The following is an 18,966-nucleotide window of genomic DNA, read 5'->3' on the forward strand; positions in this document are numbered from 1 at the left end:
GGACAATCCTTTCCCTATGCAATTTTCAAAATGCAATTCCTTCCCTCTGGTGGAGACGGGCGGATTTGAACCGCCGACCTTCTGCGTGCAAAGCAGACGCTCTCCCAACTGAGCTACGTCCCCGCTGGTGGACCCTCCTGGATTCGAACCAGGGACCTCACCCTTATCAGGGGTACGCTCTAACCAGCTGAGCTAAGGGTCCCGTTTTTATATATTAGCCTACTTGCCTGCGCTTGTCAAGAAACTATTTGGCACTATTATATTATAACGGTAATTCCCTCTTCGTCAACATTAAAATTATAACGAAAATCTCCTTAAAGTCAATACGCTTGCATTGTTTCTCAATACCAATTATAATTTTAACAAACAATGTCTTGAATGTCCATGTTGAGGTTGATTTCAGGTCTCCTGTTAATCTGTGCGCTCGCTCTTTCAATCCTCGCCTACGAGCGCACTTTGAGATTGGAGAGAAAAATCTCTCTCTCCCAGCCGGGCATCACTAACCTCCTTCTGAAAAAGGACCTCCAAGATGCCCTGAAATGGATTGACAAGGGAAATAAGGAAGAGGCAAAAAAATGTGTGGAAAGAGCTCTTGATAGATTGAAGGAGGAAAACAATAAAAACTTTTGGCAGGAAATACAAACGAAAATCAACGATATTTGGAAATATATTTATAAAGGTGATAAAAAATGATAACAATTGCCGGAATAAGCACAAAAGATATTGTTTCCGGACTTTTGGTCCTCTTCCTCCTCTTCGGTAAGGTAGGAGGAAAAAGTCTTCTCTCCATTAGCACGGAACAGGAAGTTGAGCTGGGTAAGGAGGTATCGGTTGAAGTGGAAAAACGCTACGGGGTAAATCAAGACCCAAAATTCAACGACCCAGTTCAAGAAATCGGAAAAAAGATTGCGGAAGTCGCTCCACGCAAGGATGTAAAGTATGAGTTCAAAGTCCTCAATACAGACGAGGTAAACGCTATGGCCGCCCCAGGCGGTTTCATTTTCGTGAATAAAGGGTTGATAGAATATATAAACTTCGATAAAGACGCCCTCGCCTTCGCCATCGGGCACGAGGTAGGTCATGTCGTTGCAAAACACGCAGCGAAAATGATTGAAAGGGAGCTCAAAACCGATATAGCTATAGCGGTTATCAGCAAGAACGAAAGATGGTCAAAGATGCTCTCTTTAGCGAGGGATATGGTTTTCCTTGGCTATGGAAGGGATAACGAATACGAAGCTGACTATTGGGGTGTTCAACTCGCTTATAAAGCGGGATATGACCCCAAGGGAGCAGTTCGCTTCTTCCAAAAGCTCTTGAAGGATGAAAAGGGAAAACCCTCCAAACTTGCCGTTTTCTTCAGCACCCATCCACCTACAAGGGATAGACTCGAAAGAGTAGAGGCACAAATAAGGAGGTTAGAGCAAAATGCCCACAATTAAGGATGTTGCCAAGAAAGCGGGTGTATCGGTTACCGCCGTCTCCTTCGTGATAAATAATGTGCCCGTCCCTTTGAGCGAGAAGACTAAACAGAGGATTTGGGCAGCGATAAAGGAACTTGGATACTCCCCAAACAGAGCCGCCCAAAGCCTCGCCCGCAGGAGAGCGGAAACAATAGCCATCCTCTTCCTCCAACCGGTTTTAAATCTCTTCGCCGATATCCCCTATTCCCAAATACTCCTTGGCGTGGGCACAAAGATAGCGGAGAGCGGAATGAGACTTCTCTTAATTCCTCCCCTTGAGGTAAGCAGGGATTTGCCTCTGAGGAGAAAGCTACACAAGGGAGAGGCTGATGGCGCAATAGTGGCGGGACCGATTAAACAAGATGATAAGAGGATAAGGGAACTTGATGAAGGAGATTTGCCAGCGGTTGTTATCGGAAATTACAAGGATGCGAAAAAGATAAGCTGTGTAGATATAGATAACTACGCTGTGGGTTATAAGGCAGTTGATTATCTAGCGAAAATTGGTCATAAATCCATAGCCTTCCTCGGCGGTCCTCTCTATTACAGCTACGGTGAGGAACGCTTCGCGGGATATAGGAAAGCCTTGGAGGAAAACAATTTGCCTTACGATGAAGAAAATGTCTTTATCGGAGAGGTAACAACAGAGGAAGGGTATAGAGCTACGCTTGAGCTCTTACAGAGAAAGGAAAAGCCAACAGCGATATTCGCCTCAACAGGTCTTATGGGAGTTGGCGCACTACGAGCGATAAGGGATACCGGCTTGAACTTGCCCGACGATATATCCCTTATAACTCTTCAAGAGTATCCTTCCAGCTTGATGGAAATCCAGCCCACCGCCATAGTTCCACCCTTCTACAGGCTCGGTCTTTACGCCGCGATGGTTCTCTTCAAGGTGATAAATGGGGAGAGAAAAACACCAATCAAGAAGAGAATCCCCGTTCGCCTAAGGATAGGCTCCACCACAAAACCCCTCTAACCTCCAAGGAGCACTTTCCCCACATCCGCAAGAGAATCACTAATCGCTTCTACAACCCGAGATAGCAAATCCTCGCTGATGATTAAGGGCGGTTCAATGCGCATAACTTTTGGATTATTAAGCGCATAAGCCACAAGAACGCCTCTTTTTAATAAGAAAGTTATCGTTAGGAGCCCTATGTCCTCGTCGCTGAACTCCACGCCCAAGAGCAATCCCTTCCCCCTTACATCTTTTATGAGCTGGGGAAACCTGTCTTTTATTGTTTGCAACTCTCTAAGAAGATAATTGCCGAGCTCTTCCGCCCTTTGGGGAAGCTTCTCCTCCTCTATAACCTCCAACGCAGCCAGGGCAGCTGAACAAGCAAGGGGATTTCCACCAAATGTGGAAGAGTGGATTAGGGGGTTATCTTGAAAGATTTTCCAAATTTGGGAACGGGCAATCGTAGCGCCAATCGGCATAACCCCACCTCCCAATGCCTTCGCTAAACACATAATATCGGGCACAACGCCCCAGAGCTCGCAGGCGAACATCTTTCCACAACGCCCCAAACCAGTCTGGACCTCGTCCAAGATAAGAAGCGCTCCCCTCTCATCGCAAATTTTCCTCACTCTTGGGAGGAAATCGTCAGGTGGAACATTCACCCCACCTTCGCCCTGTATCGGCTCAAGTATGACAGCAGCTGTCTCCTCGTCAACCGCCTTCTCCAACGCCTCCGCATCACCGAAGGGAACCTGTTCGCAAATGGGAAGTAGGGGCTCAAACGGCTTCTTATATATATCCCTTCCCGAAACGGAGAGCGAGCCGAATGTCTTTCCGTGAAATGAGCCGAGAGCGGAGACAAATTTCTTCCTTCCAGTATACATCCTAGCGAATTTTAATCCAGCCTCAACTGCCTCTGTCCCGCTATTGGAGAAGAAAACGCATTGCAAATCTCCCGGAGTTATCTCGCTAAGCCTTTCCCCAAGCCTCGCCTGTAAGGGATTTATAAACACCTTTGAAGAAAGGGGCATAAGGTGTAGCTGCCTTTCCACTGCCTCAAGGACCTTTGGATGACGGTGACCGAGTGAAAAAACGCCATAACCTCCTAAACAATCAATGTATTCGTTTCCCTCGCTATCTTTGATTATGCAACCCTCCGCCTCCCATTCTAATTTATCAAAGCCAGCGAAGCGAAGGAGGTCGGCTAAATAGGGATTTATGTGCCTCTTATATAAGGAGAAGATTTCCTCTAAATCCTCTCTTGCCACATCCATCACCTTCCTTCCCTCAGGTAATCCCTAACAGCGATAGCGGCAATCGTTCCCTCCCCACAAGCAACGGAAATCTGTCTGACTTTCTTTGAACGCACATCCCCAACCGCATAAACTCCCTCCCTTGATGTCCGCATAGCTTCATCAGTTATTATGTACCCATTTTTATCAAGCTCAACAAATCCTCTTAAGAATTGGGTATTGGGCAGGAAACCCACATAGATGAAAACCCCGTCAACTTTTATTTCCTTTTCCTCCCTGCTTTCTCTATCTATAACCGTTATTGATTGAACGAATTCATCCCCATTTATAGCCTTTACAGTATGATTGAGGAGGAATTTCGCTTTTGGCTCATTTTTCAACCTCTCCTGAAGGATTTTCTCAGCTGGGATGTAGGGGAGAAACTCTACAAATGTTATGCTGTTCACATATTTTAAAAGCGTCTCTCCCTCCTGTAAGCCAGAGTTCCCGCACCCGATGACCGCCACATCCTTACCCTGATAGAAGGGACCATCGCAGATAGCACAATAGGAAACCCCTCTTCCCATAAATTTATCCTCGCCCGGCACATTCAATTTCTTTGGAACACTTCCAGAGGCGATTATCACGGTGTGGCTTCGGAAAGTGCCGAAATCGGTCGTTAACTTGAATATCTTTCCCTCCTGCTCAATCCTCTTCACCTCGGAGAATTCCTTTATCTCCGCCCCGAACTTCTCCGCTTGCTCCTTGAATCTCCTCATCAGCTCTACTCCACCTATGCCCTCGGGAAATCCCGGGTAGTTCTCCACCATCTCCGTGGTAGCCGGCAATCCACCGGACATAGCCTTCTCCAAAACGAGCGTTTTCAACCGCTCTCTCGCTGTATATATAGCGGAAGTGAGACCAGCTGGTCCTGCTCCTATTATAGCCACATCGTAAATATCATCTTCCATAATGATAACCTCCTTTTTTAATATAATACACAAGAAGCAAAATTTTTGCTATAATAAAGAGGTGATTTTCGTGAGATTAGGAGGTCCTGTTTTCGGAGATTATAGCGAACCCGAGGAATGGATTAACCTTCTGAGGAAATACGGCTATAGGGCTGGTTATTGCCCTGTTGATAGCTCGGCAAACGATGAGGTAGTGCGAGCTTATGAGGAAATCGCTCGGAAATCCGACATAGTCATAGCAGAGGTAGGAGCCTGGAGCAATCCCCTGAGCTCCAATGAGGAGGAACGCCGTTCAGCAATTGAATTCTGCAAACGTCAATTGGATTTAGCCGATAGGATTGGTGCCCTCTGTTGCGTTAACATCGCAGGCTCCAGAGGGCGGAAATGGGACGGTCCTTGCGAGGATGACTTTAAAGGGGAAACATTTCAAATGATAGTTGATACAATCAGGGAAATAATAGACGATGTGAAGCCGATACGCGCTTTCTACACCCTGGAAACTATGCCCTGGATGTACCCCGATTCTCCAGATGAGTATATTCGCCTGCTCAAAGCTATAGATAGAAAGCAATTTGCAGTCCATTTGGACATCGTTAATATGATAAACAGCCCAAGGCGCTACTTCTTCAACAGCGATTTCATCAAGGAATGTGTTGAGAAGCTCGGACCTTATATAAAAAGCTGTCATATTAAGGATGTCATCCTTAAAGAGTCGTTCCTTGTTCACCTCGAGGAAGTTCGCCCCGGCTTGGGAAAGCTTGATTACAGAACCCTCCTGTGGGAATTGAACAAATTACCGCAGGATGTTCCCATTATGCTGGAGCATCTATCAAGTGAAGAGGAATATATCATAGCGGGAGAGTATGTAAGGGAAATCGCAAGGGAGGTGAATGTGGCTCTCTAAAGTATTTCTCTTCAAGATGAGCGGAATGCGAGTAGGAATAACGCATAAAAAGATAGATTTGGATGCTGGCAGCTGCATTCGTTTCTTAGAGATATTGGACGAAGTAGATAGAATAGAGTTCGGAGTCGAGAAAGCAAAGGAATACGAGGGGAAAGCAGACAAAATTATCTTCGTTGACACCTATCCCTCCGAAGAGCCAAGAGAGGGAGAAGTGGAAATCTTTTCCCAACACCTAATTGAAAAGATTTTAAATGAGGAACAGTTAAAAACGATGCAGGTTTCTTCCTTTGAGCTTCTTACCGAGGCAAAGGGAATTGCAGGATTTGATGAGGAAAGGATGGAGAGATGGAAAGCATTGGTGAGATATGGGGACTTCCATAAAGATACGGGAGAGATGGACATAAAGAGGGCTTTAGGCACCATAAATAGCTTCTTGGACCTCCCAGATAGAGAGGTCTACGAGCGCTGGTTCGTTCCTCTTATGGATAGCTTCCTCTATAAAGATAAAAATTTAGAGAGGGGGCAGAAAATCTTCCGTGAAACAGTATCTGATTTCCTATCTCGCAACCCGGATAGCCTAGCTAAGAACAGTCTGAACAATTGGTTGGAGAACATAAAAGAGCCGGAAAAGCTTGACGCTTTGAGGAATATCTTTCATCTCCTTTGTTATATGGAGGAGGATGTGGGGAGGGAATGGCTATCATTGGTAGTCAAAGCTTTTGAGCGTTCTCAAGAAGACTTCCAAAAAGCGATTAATTCTAAGGAACTATTTGAAACAATAAAAGTTGATTATGGAGGAAGGTTCGTCATAGTTTCCCAAATAACTAATATCAGGAGCTTCCCCTCCGCCTTGAGATATCTCACGAGAACACGCCCGGAATTGCTTCCCGAAGAGCTTATTAAATCCGCTTTAGGTGAAAGAAGACCATATATCATTATCTTGGTTAATCCAGAAACTCTAAATTTTTTTATCTCTTCTGGCATATCTTGGGAATACAGGAATTGGAAGCAAAGACAGGAACAAATCCAAACGGTTCAGAAAATATTCCCGGAACTTGTTAAAGCTATTAGGGCAGAGATTTTATTTAAAAAAGGGATATCAATTAATCATTGGTTGAGTGAGGTCCTTACTGAACGCAAGAAGGAAATGGGGTATCTCTTCAAATTGAAGAATATCTTGAGAAAGAAATATCCTCGCCTTGCTAACATTTTAGGGCGAGAAGCGGTAACGAGGCTGAAGGAAAATAAGGATAATCTACCCCAACCTTGGTTCCTTCTTTCTCAGCCCTGCGACATCGCAATGACAAGACCCTTATTCTTCAACAAAAAGGAATATCCCCAGATTTTCTGGGGAAGCGCTTCTCATCCAGAGCCTCCCGCAGACATCTTTGGTAAAACAGCAGAGGATATAAGAAGAGAACTCGTTGAAATCGCTAAATTGTCAATAGATAACGACTACATTCCTCCCTTTTGCGACCCCAGAAGATGCTTAGGATGTCCAATGGAGCTTTGGTTCCTAAACAAATGCCTATCAAAAAGGGGAATAATAGATTAAATAATTGTTATTTTTCACAAAATTCTTTACAATTTACTTGGAGGTGAAAAGATTGACAGGAGCGGTGGTAATCATCGTTGTCCTGCTGGTGCTTATCTTCATCGTATGGCCAATAGCCATTTACAACAGCCTGGTTAGGAAGCGGGTTAGGGTTGACAACGCCTGGCGCCAAATAGATGTTCAGCTGAAGAGAAGACACGACCTCATCCCCAACCTCGTTGAATCGGCTAAGGGCTATATGAAATATGAGAGGGGGACCTTGGAGAAGGTAATGGAGGCGAGGAGCAGAGCGGTTAGAGCAGGAGGAATAGAGGAAGCGGGACAAGCAGAAGGAGAACTCAGCAGGATACTCCGCCAGCTCTTTGCCCTCGTGGAAAACTATCCCGAACTGAAGGCAAACGAGCAGGTGGCGAGGCTGATGGAGGAACTGACCCATACCGAGAACAATATCGCCTTCGCCCGCCAATTCTATAACGATATGGTTATGGATTACAACACATCGCTACAGGTCTTCCCCAATTCTATAATAGCCAGCCTCTTCAACTTTCAACCCAAACCTTTCTTCCGAATGGAGGTAGAGGAAGAAGCGCAACCGCCAAGCGTAGATTTGAGAATCTGAATTTCGGGGGATGAGTGTCACCTTTTATAGCATAGCGGAGGCTAATAGCAGGAAAACCTTTTTCCTAATCTTCTTCTTCTTCATCCTGCTCGGGCTCATCGGATTCCTCGTTGATTATTTCTACCTGCACTTTCCCCGTAAATTTTCCTTTCCTCTCTTCACATCCATAGCCATTTTCATCGCCACGATTCAGAGCATAGTATCCTATTATCAGGGAGATAACATCATCCTTCGCTCCTTGGGGGCGCGCGGTTTGAACCTGGAAAGCATAAAAGAGATGACCCTCCTGAATGTAGTTGAGGAGATGTCAATTGCTGCGGGCATTCCTCGCCCAAGGGTTTATGTAATTGATAGCGACGCTCCCAACGCTTGCGCTGTTGGAAGAGACCCACAACACGCTTCCATATGTGTCACTAGCTCCCTTCTGGATTTATTAAATAGAGAGGAATTACAGGGAGTCATAGGGCATGAGATAGCACATATAAAAAACAGAGACATCCTCACGATGACGATTACAGCAGCTCTTCTGGGAGCGATAATAATCCTCTGTGAAATCGGCTGGCGTCTTCAATACATGAGGGGATATGAAGGAGAAGAAGGAGAAGGAGTAGGTAATAGGGCGGGTTGTTTGTTTTTCATACTCTTTCTCTTTTTTCTAATAGTCGCTCCCATAATAGCCAAACTGGTTTTCCTCGCGGTATCCCGTAGTAGGGAATATATAGCGGATGCACATAGCGCTATGTTCACGAGAAATCCCCTTGGTTTAGCAAGCGCCTTGGAGAAGATAGCTAAGGCGCCAGCGGGGAAATTGGGGAGCGCTGCTACGGCTCATCTCTTCATAGCTGACCCTCTGAAGAGGGCGATAGGGGAATCGGAAGGATTCTGGGCTGACCTATGGAGCACCCATCCACCTATTCAGAAGAGGATAGAACTATTGAAGCAGATGGCAGTATAAAATTTAGGGGGCGACACCTTGCGGTATCGCCCCCAGACCATCAATAGATGGAGGCAGCGCAAGCCCTTATAGTTCCGCCTCTGCTGTATTCTCTAATCTGGTTCCATTGATACCACTTCGCATGCCCATCGGCGAATATCAACACTGCTCCATCGGTATGCCTGCTATACTTCTTCGCTGCCGCTTCCATATCTACTACCGTGGGTGGGCACCCGCAGGTGAACTCCGGCGAGGAACCTCCCCACATATTAGCTAAGATAACATTTGTGAGAAGCCCCCATATGTCCGTAAGCCACTGATGAGGCTGTATGAAATTCTGCAGACAATCCGCGACAACGAGTGTTTCCGCGGGAGCTTGCATCGCAGATAGGCTGCCAATAGGTTTATCGTGAATAGGACAACCAGGTGAGGAAGCAGAACCGGGCGGATACATAACCGAAACATTGTATCCATAATTATTTATGAACCCGGGCTCCGGCTGCCTCGGCCAACAATTGGAGTTCCACTCGCTTTGTCCAGCGCTGGGGCACTCGTATATCTTCCAGTTCTTCACATAGGGACCTATCTGCTCCCACCAGGTAAGGGCGGAAGGAGAGCCGCCATGACAGGGAGTTAGCCAGCTTGGGAGCTTCTCGTCCCAATCCTGGGCGTACATCTGGATTGCCAAGCCTATCTGCTTCGCATGGCTTAAGCAGGCGGACTTGCGTGCTTGCTCTCTCGCCCGGCTGAAAACCGGGAAGAGAATTGCCGCCAAGATAGCGATAATCGCTATCACGACGAGCAATTCTATCAGGGTAAAGCCACGCTTTCTCATTCCGTTTCACCTCCTTTCTTTTTGGTTTTCTTTTGGTCTATCGGTTGAAGCACCGATTACAAGCCTAATAGGCAATCGCTTGTTAATTGGTCCCATTATCTTCCCTTTCAAGAGATTAAGTAAAACGGAGGCGCTAAGCAAACCCAATTTGTAGAAAGACCATTCCACTGTGGTGATTGAGATTTCCCTTGGGAAATTCTCCATAAACCTATCAAAAGCGACGAATGATATATCTTTAGGAACCTCTAAACCAACCGCTTTTATCGCCTCTAAAGCCCCTCTCGCGCATACGCCAGCGCTCACAAATACAGCAGTGGGCGGTTCAGCAGCTGACAAAAGCCTCATCATAGCCTCATATCCTCCTTCATCTCCAATCTCCGCTACTTTAACCCACTCGCTCCTCGGGTCTATACCATATTCCTTCAATGCTTTCAAATAACCAAGATATCTTTCCCGAACGAAGCTCTGTTCCTGAGATATCGTAATTAGACCAATCCTTCTATGACCAAGGCTTAAGAGATATTTCGTGGCAAGATAGCCACCCCTTTCATTGTTTACATCTACAGTGCTCCCCTTAAATTTCGGATGATTTCCCACAAGTATTACAGGAACATCCATTTCGTTCCATTTTTCCACTTCCTCGTCATCAGCCCTCACTGGACCAATAGCTATAATGCCATCAACCCTTCCCTTCAGGTCATTTATGGAAGGGAAGAAGCCCAAACGCTTACCCTTCCCCGATTTAAGGAATATGTTGTAGCCGGACCTGCTCAATTTATCCCAGACCGCTGCTACAATTTGGGAGGCTGATGGGTCGCGCAGAAAAAGATGGGGCGGATAAGAGAATATGATTCCCACGCTGTAAGTCTTCCCCTTAGCCAATCCCCTGGCCAGCGGATGAGGATGATAGCCAAGTTCCTTGGCTATCTTGATTATTTTACGCCGTAACTCCTCACCAACCCTCACATTGGTCCTGCTATTGTTCAGGACCTTAGAGACAACCGCTATTGAAACGCCAGCTTCTTCGGCTATATCCTTTAATCTTGCCATTGATTAATCGCTTAATCATTATAGCATATAGGAAGAATAAGTCAATATTTTAAATCGAAACTTTTTCGCTTTCGCTACCTCTTTTTATAAAAAATCATAAGCGAACCCGGAGCTTGCTCTATCGTGAGCGTTATCCCTCCCATCAATAGCTCCCCTACTGAAAATCAAAGCTACTCCTCCCTTAAATCCTCTCTACGGAATTGAACGGAAAATCTGTTAATGTCCTCATCCCGATATTATAAGTAGGCGAGGATAATCAACGGCATATATTTCAACAGCCAGTTCCTTTCCCTTCTTTATAACCTTTAAGGGGATATCCTTCCCCAAAAGAGGGTCATAGTAACGAACGCTTTTTATCGGTTTCCCGAACCCCTTGATGTTTAACTTGTATTTCTCCCCACTGAAAGTTTTCGTCACATCATAGCTCATCACATATACTGCTATCACATATTTCCCCCCATTCACTTGAAAGGGGAGGAAAGCGAATACATCTCCATCCTTGAGGGATGGATGGTTAGCATCGCCCTCAAAAATGACTCCCTGCTTCCCTATCCCCACAACATCAACATCCAATTTATCTGTCTTCTCTAAGGGAACGCTTCCCTTGAATTGAGAGAGTAAGTTCCTCACCGCTTTCATAGGGAGCGTAGCAACTTTATTAAACTCCGCATCCTTTGGTAATTTGGGAAGCTCGGAAGGGAGAAGCCCCATTCCCAGTGGATTCTGGTCGTAGGCACAGAAGTAGTGCATTACATCTATTCCCTTGTTCAACCAGAGACAAAAAGAGCGGAGAGCCGTCTTCGCCTTAAGAAGCCAAGCTCCTTTTTCGTCATTAATTCCACACTCTGGCGGAACGACGCCGTGCTCCGTTATATAATGATAAAATCTCTCCGTTTGGGACGGATGCCGCAGGCGGGCGGAGGGATTTATCAGGCGGATTAAACACTCCGTCTGAATAAATGTATGTGCCCATCCCTCGGGCATCCTCATAACGAATTTGGGCGTATAGCCATCGTAATTCAACTCAGGCTTATCCCCATATTGCTCATCTTCGGGGAATCTCCTCGTTCCCGTCCCATAGGGATGATAGCTCTGCCCGTCCGTCATAGGTGGTAGTTCCTCTATTGGTGTATGGAAAAAGGTTGTGTTTGAAAAGCCCCAAATACAACGAACCTGAGGATATTTTTTCTTTACCGCCTCTATCGTTCTCCTTGCCAGCTCCCAGGCGTGTCCTCCCGGATGGAGGAAATCCACCCTGAATTGCACTTTAGGAGGGTCATAATAATTATTTATTCCTCTCTCAAGGAAATTTGAGCCGAAGGTGAGCTCATTCCATATTTCAATATCAAAGGAATTTATCCCTACCTCGTTCACCAAATCGCATACCATCAATGCATACCTCACCCAAGCATTCGCTGTTTCCTCAAATTCAGGCGTCCCTACGGGATGGAGGGGGAGATATTTTAGCGTCGCAATTAACACATCATCGCTGGTCTTCAAATCCTTGGGCAAGGGTTTGCTCAATTTACATTCGCCAGTTGATTTATCAACCTCGGTTATTATAACCTCGGCCGCCCAGTAATCGGTTAGATTTGATAGACCGCTCCTTCCCGGAACTATGTTATCGGTATTCGCCAGACGGACGCTTCTTGCCCCTTTAGGAGCATCGGACTGGAGCTTGGTTTGGAAGAATTGAATGGGACAGGGAACGCCGTGGTGAGCGTTGAGGAGAACGGTGGGACGGATGTCGTATTTCTTGCATAGGGAAAGGATTTCCCTTAAACGCTCCTCATTGTTCAGCTTCTTTTCATCCCAACTGACATTACCCCAACCAATCTCTATTCTGAATGTCCTGAAACCCGCCTCCGCAAGGAGGCGAATCGCCAATTCATCGTTTTCGGGAACATTGTAGCATATGCCTATCCCATTGAGAAAATCATATCCCCTTCTCGTCTCAAGATATGCCCTCCAGGGAATCTTATAAAAGCTGTGCTTCGGCCAAGGGACATCCAGTTGGGAAGGGTCAATGTAGGGGCGAATAGGATATTCCTGAGAAATGGCGAGCATTGTGAGGAGAAGAATCAAACACATGATTTTCCCTCTAATTCTCAAATTCATAGCATTCACCTCACTCCACGAATTCAAACTCGGTTTCCGCTGTATACTTGGCGCCCCAACCTGGCTCAAAATCCAAAGTATTTATACCGCATAGGCTTTTATCTCGGGAAAACTCCAAGACATTCCCCATATCGCCGTTCTGAATTATGAAACTCATCCTAATCCTCTTTCCCACTTCCGGCTTAATTTCCTTAAACTCGCTCCAAGGTATCTGTGCCTCAAAAATATAACCACCCTCCACCAACTTCACCTCTATCTTTCCTCCCTCTACCCTACAATTTTTCGCCAAAAACTCGTAATTTATCGGTAAAGGATGGAGATAGAAGAAATCCGGAGTGCGAACCCTCATAATTTCTCCTCCACCCTCCTCTATCGGATATAGGAGATATTGGTAGAGCGCGGAGATATAATGCCCCAAACGCCGAAGGGGTGAATTGGGCGGGAAAACATCGTATTTACTATCATAATGCTCCTTTAACGGAGAAAGGGATAGCTTGAAGACATCACCTGAGGCACCGGGGAAGGGACCAACTTGGTAATAAACATAATCGCCCGGCGGATTCTGGAACCTGTGGAGATTTCTGCCGCTCAATAATGAAGGCAAAAAATCCCTCCTTACATCCTTCACCCTCACCATAACATAGATATTCTCCTCATCATAAGCAAAAGCTACTTCGCCAGTAAAATCCCGCGCCCTTCGGGAGAACTCTTCCCAGGGAAACCAGGCTTTTAAGGTCTCAGTCACGCCCGAAACCTTTGAAAGCATGATTGGAACAGCTCCTATCTTTTCCCAATCCGATAGGTCTCCATCAACCTCTATCTTCCCTTTCTTGATGATTGCCACAACCAAATCCTCTTTCCAAAGGGAAATCCCTTCTTCAGTTTTAACGATAACGCTACAAGGGTAATTATTCCCCATTTCCTTCGTCTTTCTCATTATTCGCAAGTAAAAGGAGCGTTCCTCAAGCGGAGATAATCTAAAGCTCACTTTACTTTTATCAAATCCCAAACCCTCAGCTCTGACCTCCATTTCTCCTTCAATAGTGAAGGGATGGACATTCTTTAAATCTATTCTGAGTTGGGGATTCCGTTCCAAGGGCTTGCCTATCTGATGGACTTTTATCTCTACAGGAGGAAGATTTCGATAAGTAGCCTTTGAGAGCAATTCCTTAAACTGCTCAAATTTCATATAGCTTGTGATGTATTTGGGAGCGCTATCAATGGGAATTTCTATTTTCCCATTTGATTCCCTTATTTTAATCTCGTTCCCATACATATCGTAAACCCTCACTTCCTCCTTCTTTGGAAGTTGCATAACGACCGAGCAATCGGAGAACTGCCCCCAGGGATAGCTATAGCGGTATTGATAATGAGTCCAGAGGGTTGTTGTCGCAACAGCCACATTTTCCTCTTTACCCTGAAATAGAAAGACAAAAGGAGGTCTTTCCGGATGGGCTGAACCCATAAACTTCTTATCGTTCAAGAACCTCGCCAGAGCGGAAGCCCAAGCAACTGATGTGTTAGGGAATCCATTCTCATCAAATAGAAGGTTTGTTACGAAGGGAGAAACCTTTCTCGCTCCCAACGAGATTTCATGGAGCACACCTCTCAAACAGGAGGCATCGCCCATCCAGTTCAACCAAGTCTCTGTATCCCAGACCTCCTTCCCATATAATTTAGCCATCGCAAAGGAATAGGATGATTGAACGGGAAATTCGTAATGAATGGAGAGCACATCTATCTCCTTTTCCATCCCCGCAGAGAAAAGCTTCCAATCGGTGTTGTGGGATGAATCGGCGGCGACAATTTTGACTGATGAATCAACATAATCCCTCGCTTCCCTCACCCTCCGCAAAAGCTCCCTATAATGTTCGCCAGTTGATTTCCAACCACTTATTCCCTCGCCCTCCCAAGGCTCATTCCAAACATTCAAAGCCCTGACCACATCCTTATATCTCTTGAGATATTCAATCCAAGCGTTTCTCCAATCCTCGTAGTGTTCCCTACCTGGCGACCAATCCAACTTTATCTTGAAATCCTTATAAGGTATATCAATAAAATCACCCTTCGGTTTAGCCCATTCCGGAGCGCCCTCCGTGAGCGTCATAACATAAATCCCCTCTTTTCTGCATTCGTTCATAAACTCATCATATCTTTCCCAATTGAACTTTCCTTTCTCAGGCTCAAAACCATCCCAACCAACCTCGTTTCTCACCCAATCTATCCCCATTTTCTTCAAAGCGGAGAGAAAACTTGCCTCTCCACAGCTCGCCATTAGCAATCCTTCCTCCTTGAATCCCCTGTCTCTTTTGTGCACAACCGCATAATTGAGAATGTGGAGAGGAAGAATCTTCTCACCTTGGTAGAGGACGAGAAATACTGAAACAGTGCCATATCGCTTAGCTGGGGCGGGAAACTCAAAATTTTTTTCTCCCTTCGCTAAATCAAGCTTTAATCTCCTTTGTTCAAGAACTTGTGTAGGAACGAATCTCAACCCCGGACGCCAATCATCTTCCCCTTTATTATCGGCAAGGGACACTGCATAAAATATAAGTTCAGCATCAAGGGCAATCTTTCTATCAGAGGTTAAAGAGAAAACGATTTTAGGAGACTCATCTGGGTAGAAGATATAATTCGTCCCCACTGGCTCTACCTTCTTTTCAATAACAGCGTCTATTTTCTCCCGCAATTTAATAATTTTCGCGGTTCCATTCCGGGAGGCGAGGATTAAGTTGTTGTTCCCCTTCCTAAGCTCTAAAGGGACGGTGAAGAGAATCCTGTATAATCTGCCTTCTTTTTTAAGAGGGATGAAATGAGGGATATAGCCTTTATCCCATCCTTGAGGGAACATAATCGTCTCGCCATTTAATTGAACCGAATAACCCATTCCTCTTGTGGCAACATCCTCGGGGATGGAACCCTGAAATTCCAGAAAAGCAATGGTTTGCTTAGAGAGGTTAAAGCGTTGCCCGTGTAATAGGACAAGGTCAATGAATATCAGTAAGGCATAGATGACCCTACGCATACTAAATTTATTATAGAAATTTTTATCCAATACTTGTATAATTATCAGGAAATTTTAGCAAACGCTTGCATTATTTTATCATTTCATCTAAAATTATGATGGTGATAAAATGCAAACGAGTAGAACAAATAAAGAATTGAGAATGGCAATCCGTGGTATTAACTTTGTTTTCATTCTTTGCCTCCTCTTATCTTCCCTTTACGCGAGTATAAAGGTGGAGAGGAAAGGAAATCTGTGGAGAATGGAAAACGAAACCCTTTGCCTTTATATAGACCATTGGAGAGGAACTCTGAGCGTGAGGGATAAGAGGATTGGTTATATTTGGCGGCAGCCAATAAGAGAGAAAATAACCTCAACTTCTATTTTCCACTCTTTCCGATTAATTCCAAATGGTCTAAGCTTTAAGACAACTTTAAATTCAGCGAGCGGAGCCATGTTCTCTGTGGAAATTGAAATAACGATGCCCTCCCAAGCTCCACAGATTGGTATCGCGGTAGATATAGGTAGACAAGATGAAAGGATAGAAAACCTTTACTTCCTTGAACCCTTCGTGGGCGAGATGGAGAAAGGCGTTGTCGCTATAGCGGACTACTGCAATGGACATGTCTATCCATTTGCTGAATTCCCCTTTGATAGTTGGGGAGCTGACCGATTAGATATGCCTTGGATAGGCATATGCGACCTTGAGAGGGGAAACGGTTACGCCTTGATAATTGAAACAAGCGACGATGCCATTGTTTACTTCAATCGCTATCAACTTAAAGGAAAGGATTTTGTTTTGCCACAAATCCGCTGGGAAGCCTCTAAAGGGAAGTTTGCGTATAAGAGAAAGGTCATATATCACTTCACTGACAGAGGTGGCTATGTAGCCCTCGCTAAAGCATACCGATCGTATGCTGAAGGGAAAGGGTTGCTCGTTACATTAAGAGAAAAAACCAAAAAGAATCCTCGCCTTCGTCTCCTCTTTGGCGCTCCAGATGTATGGTTTGAAGAAGGGCTTTGGCGGGAGGATACATCCCTTTACTTGCCCTTCGTCCTTGAAGCTAAAACCTATGGCATTAAGAAGATGCTTATTCAAGGGAGAAGCACACCAGCAAACATAGCGTTCGCAAATTCCTTGGGTTATGTTACGAGCGAATATGATGTATACACTGACATCCTTCCCCTTGAGGAAGGTCAAAGCGAGGTTGACCCCCTTCATGGCAGGGTTCCAGAAGATGTTATACTTATGCAAAACGGAGAGAGAATGAAAGGAATATTTACTTGGGATACCAAGCTTCAATTTTACAAGCGCTGTCCCGCCCTCTGGATAGAAACAGCGAAAGTGAATATACCGAATATTCTGAGGAAATATCCCTTCTTAGGAAGGTTTCTTGATGTAGTTACCGCTGAGGGACTATATGAATGCTACGATGAGAGACATCCTCTAACGAGAAGTGAAAAGAGGGAAGCTAATGTGGAGTTACTTCGCTATGTTCGTTCCCTTGGGTTAGTGGTGGGCAGCGAGCATGGGATATGGTGGGCTGTTCCGGTATTGGATTATGTTGAAGGAATGATGAGCGGGAACCCCGCCCACTTCTCTTGGCCGGCTGGTCAGCTCATCCGCCCGAAGTCCAAGGATGAGGAATTCAGCGACCCATTCGGAAATAAGTTGCCCAAATGGGAGCTTTATGATAAGTGGGGGATAGGACATAAATGGCGAGCGCCCCTTTGGGAACTTGTCTTTCACGACTGCATAATCACAACTTGGTATTGGGGCGATGCAACCGACTTTCTCTGGGATGCGGCGCCAGAAATTACAGCTAAGAAGGACGCATTTAACATCCTCTATGGAACAATCCCTCTCCTTTGGAGCAGAACCTGGTCATCTAATAGAGATGTTTTCCTTAGAAGCTATCGGAACACCTGTAAACTTCATGAGCTAATCGCTGATAAGGAGATGGTGAACCACGAATTCTTAACAGCTGACCACGATGTGCAGAAGACAGTCTTCTCTGATGGCACATTTGTCATAGTCAATTTCGGGGAGAAACCATACAAATTTAATTACCAAGGAGAGAGCTTTCTTCTCCCTCAAAATGGATTCTTTGTAAAGGGTAAAATGATTGAACAGAAAAGAGTGTTAAAGGAAGGAAAGATTATAACGAGCATAAAGGCGCCAGGCTATATCTTCAGCGATGAGCAAGGAGTGGAGGTTGAGATGGAGGTAAAAGGAGGGAAAATAATGAGGATTAGAATTGGAGCTGGAAAGAAGGTGATTATAAAACCGAAAACGCTCGTTTCAAATTGGAACATAGATAAAACTCACGTCTTCTTGCTTGATTCCAAAGGAAATAGGGTTGCCGAGTTAACTTATAAGAGGGAAAAGGATATACTAATATTGGGACCCTTTAACCAGTTCACGAATCTTGAGGCTATTATGAAATGAGCTTATAATAGAAAAATAAAATGGGAGGTGCTGACCCCTTGTGTCTTCCTGTTTTTCAAAATAGGGGAAAACCATAAAAAGGAGGTTTTAAAAATGCGGAGAAAAGGTTTCACATTAATCGAGCTCTTGGTCGTCATCGCTATCATAGCGATATTGGCAGCCATACTATTCCCGGTGTTCTCCAGAGCTCGGGAGCAGGCTCGCAAAACCGCCTGCCTCTCAAATATGAAGCAGTTAGGGCAGGCTCTTATGATGTATGTCCAGGATTGGGATGAGACATTCCCGCTCCTCGGGTGCTGGGGTTGTGGTGGAGGTTCAAACGCTGACGACCCTATGTACACAGTTCATGCCAAGATTCAGCCTTATTTAAAGAACATCGCCGTATACGACTGTCCTTCAGCGGATATGAGCGATGTGGTAGCGGAGGGAAATGTTGGCAGAATAAGAGACCCCTTGACCCGCTGGCTTGGCAGCAAAGGAAGACCTTGTCCCGTTGAATGGGCTGGACACTGGATAGATGTCGGTTTCAACTACTGGCTGGTTTGCTATTGGGATTTTTCATATATCAAGAGAGGCGGTGGAGGAATACCTCCGATTGGAGGAATTAAATTAGCATCAATGACTCATCCCGCAGAGCTGGTAGCTGCTGGCGATTCCGTGATGATGAACGCCTGTGCAAAGCATGTGATTTGGGCTAATGCTTGTTCCGCCCAGTGCTATCCTGAGAGGCAGAACGATGAAGGTGCAAGACACACAGGTGGCTCCAACTTAGTATTCGCAGATGGACACGCTAAGTGGATGCAATGGCGTAGCATATTAGAGAAGTGCGATAGGTATTTCAATCCACAGTCAGATTAATAATAAGGGGGCGAGCCCC

Annotated in this window: 15 protein-coding genes and 2 tRNA genes; 9 read left to right on the forward strand and 8 right to left on the reverse strand. The window is 45.3% G+C overall.

All coding sequences use genetic code 11. The annotated features are described in order from the left end of the window. Positions 1–47: 47 nt before the first annotated feature. Positions 48–123: transfer RNA gene (locus H5T88_09605), tRNA-Ala, on the reverse strand. A gap of 2 nt (positions 124–125) precedes the next feature. Continuing rightward, positions 126–202: transfer RNA gene (locus H5T88_09610), tRNA-Ile, on the reverse strand. 182 nt (positions 203–384) lie between these two features. Between H5T88_09610 and H5T88_09615 the strand changes: the two genes are divergently transcribed. Genes H5T88_09615 through H5T88_09625 form a run of 3 tightly spaced genes read left to right on the forward strand, consistent with a single transcriptional unit; the run spans position 385 to position 2,439 of the window. Next, positions 385–693 (forward strand): hypothetical protein, encoded by a 309-nt coding sequence (locus tag H5T88_09615; GenBank protein ID MBC7330598.1) that lies wholly within the window; start codon positions 385–387, stop codon positions 691–693. Continuing rightward, positions 690–1,439 carry a M48 family metalloprotease gene (locus tag H5T88_09620; protein MBC7330599.1) on the forward strand — a complete coding sequence of 250 codons (750 nt, stop codon included), beginning with the start codon at positions 690–692 and terminating at the stop codon, positions 1,437–1,439. Before H5T88_09615 ends, H5T88_09620 begins: the two co-directional genes overlap by 4 nt. Then, the gene (locus H5T88_09625; protein ID MBC7330600.1) at positions 1,426–2,439 is read left to right on the forward strand and encodes a LacI family DNA-binding transcriptional regulator; all 1,014 of its coding nucleotides are present in this window, start codon (positions 1,426–1,428) and stop codon (positions 2,437–2,439) included. The genes H5T88_09620 and H5T88_09625 overlap by 14 nt, the downstream gene beginning before the upstream one ends. Here H5T88_09625 and H5T88_09630 read toward each other — a convergent pair. Further along, positions 2,436–3,692 carry an aminotransferase class III-fold pyridoxal phosphate-dependent enzyme gene (locus H5T88_09630; protein MBC7330601.1) on the reverse strand — a complete coding sequence of 419 codons (1,257 nt, stop codon included), beginning with the start codon at positions 3,690–3,692 and terminating at the stop codon, positions 2,436–2,438. The two genes, H5T88_09625 and H5T88_09630, sit on opposite strands and share 4 nt — an antisense overlap. Continuing rightward, entirely contained in the window at positions 3,692–4,621 is a 930-nt protein-coding gene (gene trxB, locus H5T88_09635) for a thioredoxin-disulfide reductase (protein MBC7330602.1), read from the reverse strand. The genes H5T88_09630 and trxB overlap by 1 nt, the downstream gene beginning before the upstream one ends. 70 nt (positions 4,622–4,691) lie before the next feature. Here trxB and H5T88_09640 point away from each other — a divergent pair, with 70 nt between their 5' ends. The 4 genes from H5T88_09640 (at position 4,692) to H5T88_09655 (ending at position 8,654) form a co-directional block, all read left to right on the forward strand. Continuing rightward, on the forward strand, positions 4,692–5,525 hold the full coding sequence (locus H5T88_09640) for a sugar phosphate isomerase/epimerase (GenBank protein MBC7330603.1): 834 nt from the start codon (positions 4,692–4,694) through the stop codon (positions 5,523–5,525). Continuing rightward, positions 5,512–7,080, forward strand: a complete 1,569-nt coding sequence (locus H5T88_09645; protein ID MBC7330604.1) for a hypothetical protein — start codon at positions 5,512–5,514, stop codon at positions 7,078–7,080. The genes H5T88_09640 and H5T88_09645 overlap by 14 nt, the downstream gene beginning before the upstream one ends. Positions 7,081–7,144: 64 nt before the next feature. Next, positions 7,145–7,699 carry a LemA family protein gene (locus tag H5T88_09650; protein ID MBC7330605.1) on the forward strand — a complete coding sequence of 185 codons (555 nt, stop codon included), beginning with the start codon at positions 7,145–7,147 and terminating at the stop codon, positions 7,697–7,699. Between the two features lie 10 nt (positions 7,700–7,709). Then, a complete protein-coding gene (locus H5T88_09655; GenBank protein MBC7330606.1) occupies positions 7,710–8,654 on the forward strand; it encodes a M48 family metallopeptidase in 945 nt (314 codons plus the stop codon). Between the two features lie 40 nt (positions 8,655–8,694). On the opposite strand, the gene H5T88_09660 is transcribed toward H5T88_09655, so the two are convergent. The 4 genes from H5T88_09660 to H5T88_09675 form a co-directional block, all read right to left on the reverse strand. After that, complete coding sequence (locus H5T88_09660) at positions 8,695–9,468, reverse strand: prepilin-type N-terminal cleavage/methylation domain-containing protein (protein ID MBC7330607.1); 774 nt, start codon at positions 9,466–9,468, stop codon at positions 8,695–8,697. Between the two features lie 6 nt (positions 9,469–9,474). Further along, a complete protein-coding gene (locus H5T88_09665; protein ID MBC7330608.1) occupies positions 9,475–10,518 on the reverse strand; it encodes a LacI family DNA-binding transcriptional regulator in 1,044 nt (347 codons plus the stop codon). A gap of 225 nt (positions 10,519–10,743) precedes the next feature. Beyond that, a complete protein-coding gene (locus H5T88_09670) occupies positions 10,744–12,636 on the reverse strand; it encodes a hypothetical protein (GenBank protein MBC7330609.1) in 1,893 nt (630 codons plus the stop codon). A gap of 10 nt (positions 12,637–12,646) precedes the next feature. Continuing rightward, on the reverse strand, positions 12,647–15,661 hold the full coding sequence (locus H5T88_09675) for a beta-galactosidase (protein MBC7330610.1): 3,015 nt from the start codon (positions 15,659–15,661) through the stop codon (positions 12,647–12,649). 142 nt (positions 15,662–15,803) lie between these two features. On the opposite strand from H5T88_09675, the gene H5T88_09680 reads away from it, so the two are divergent. Together H5T88_09680 and H5T88_09685 are read left to right on the forward strand one after the other, a co-directional pair. Beyond that, positions 15,804–18,089 (forward strand): hypothetical protein, encoded by a 2,286-nt coding sequence (locus H5T88_09680; GenBank protein ID MBC7330611.1) that lies wholly within the window; start codon positions 15,804–15,806, stop codon positions 18,087–18,089. Between the two features lie 93 nt (positions 18,090–18,182). Continuing rightward, positions 18,183–18,947, forward strand: a complete 765-nt coding sequence (locus tag H5T88_09685; GenBank protein ID MBC7330612.1) for a DUF1559 domain-containing protein — start codon at positions 18,183–18,185, stop codon at positions 18,945–18,947. The last annotated feature ends 19 nt before the right edge of the window (positions 18,948–18,966 follow it).

The sequence above is a fragment of the bacterium genome, from assembly GCA_014360495.1.
Classification (GTDB): Bacteria; Armatimonadota; JACIXR01; order JACIXR01; family JACIXR01; genus JACIXR01.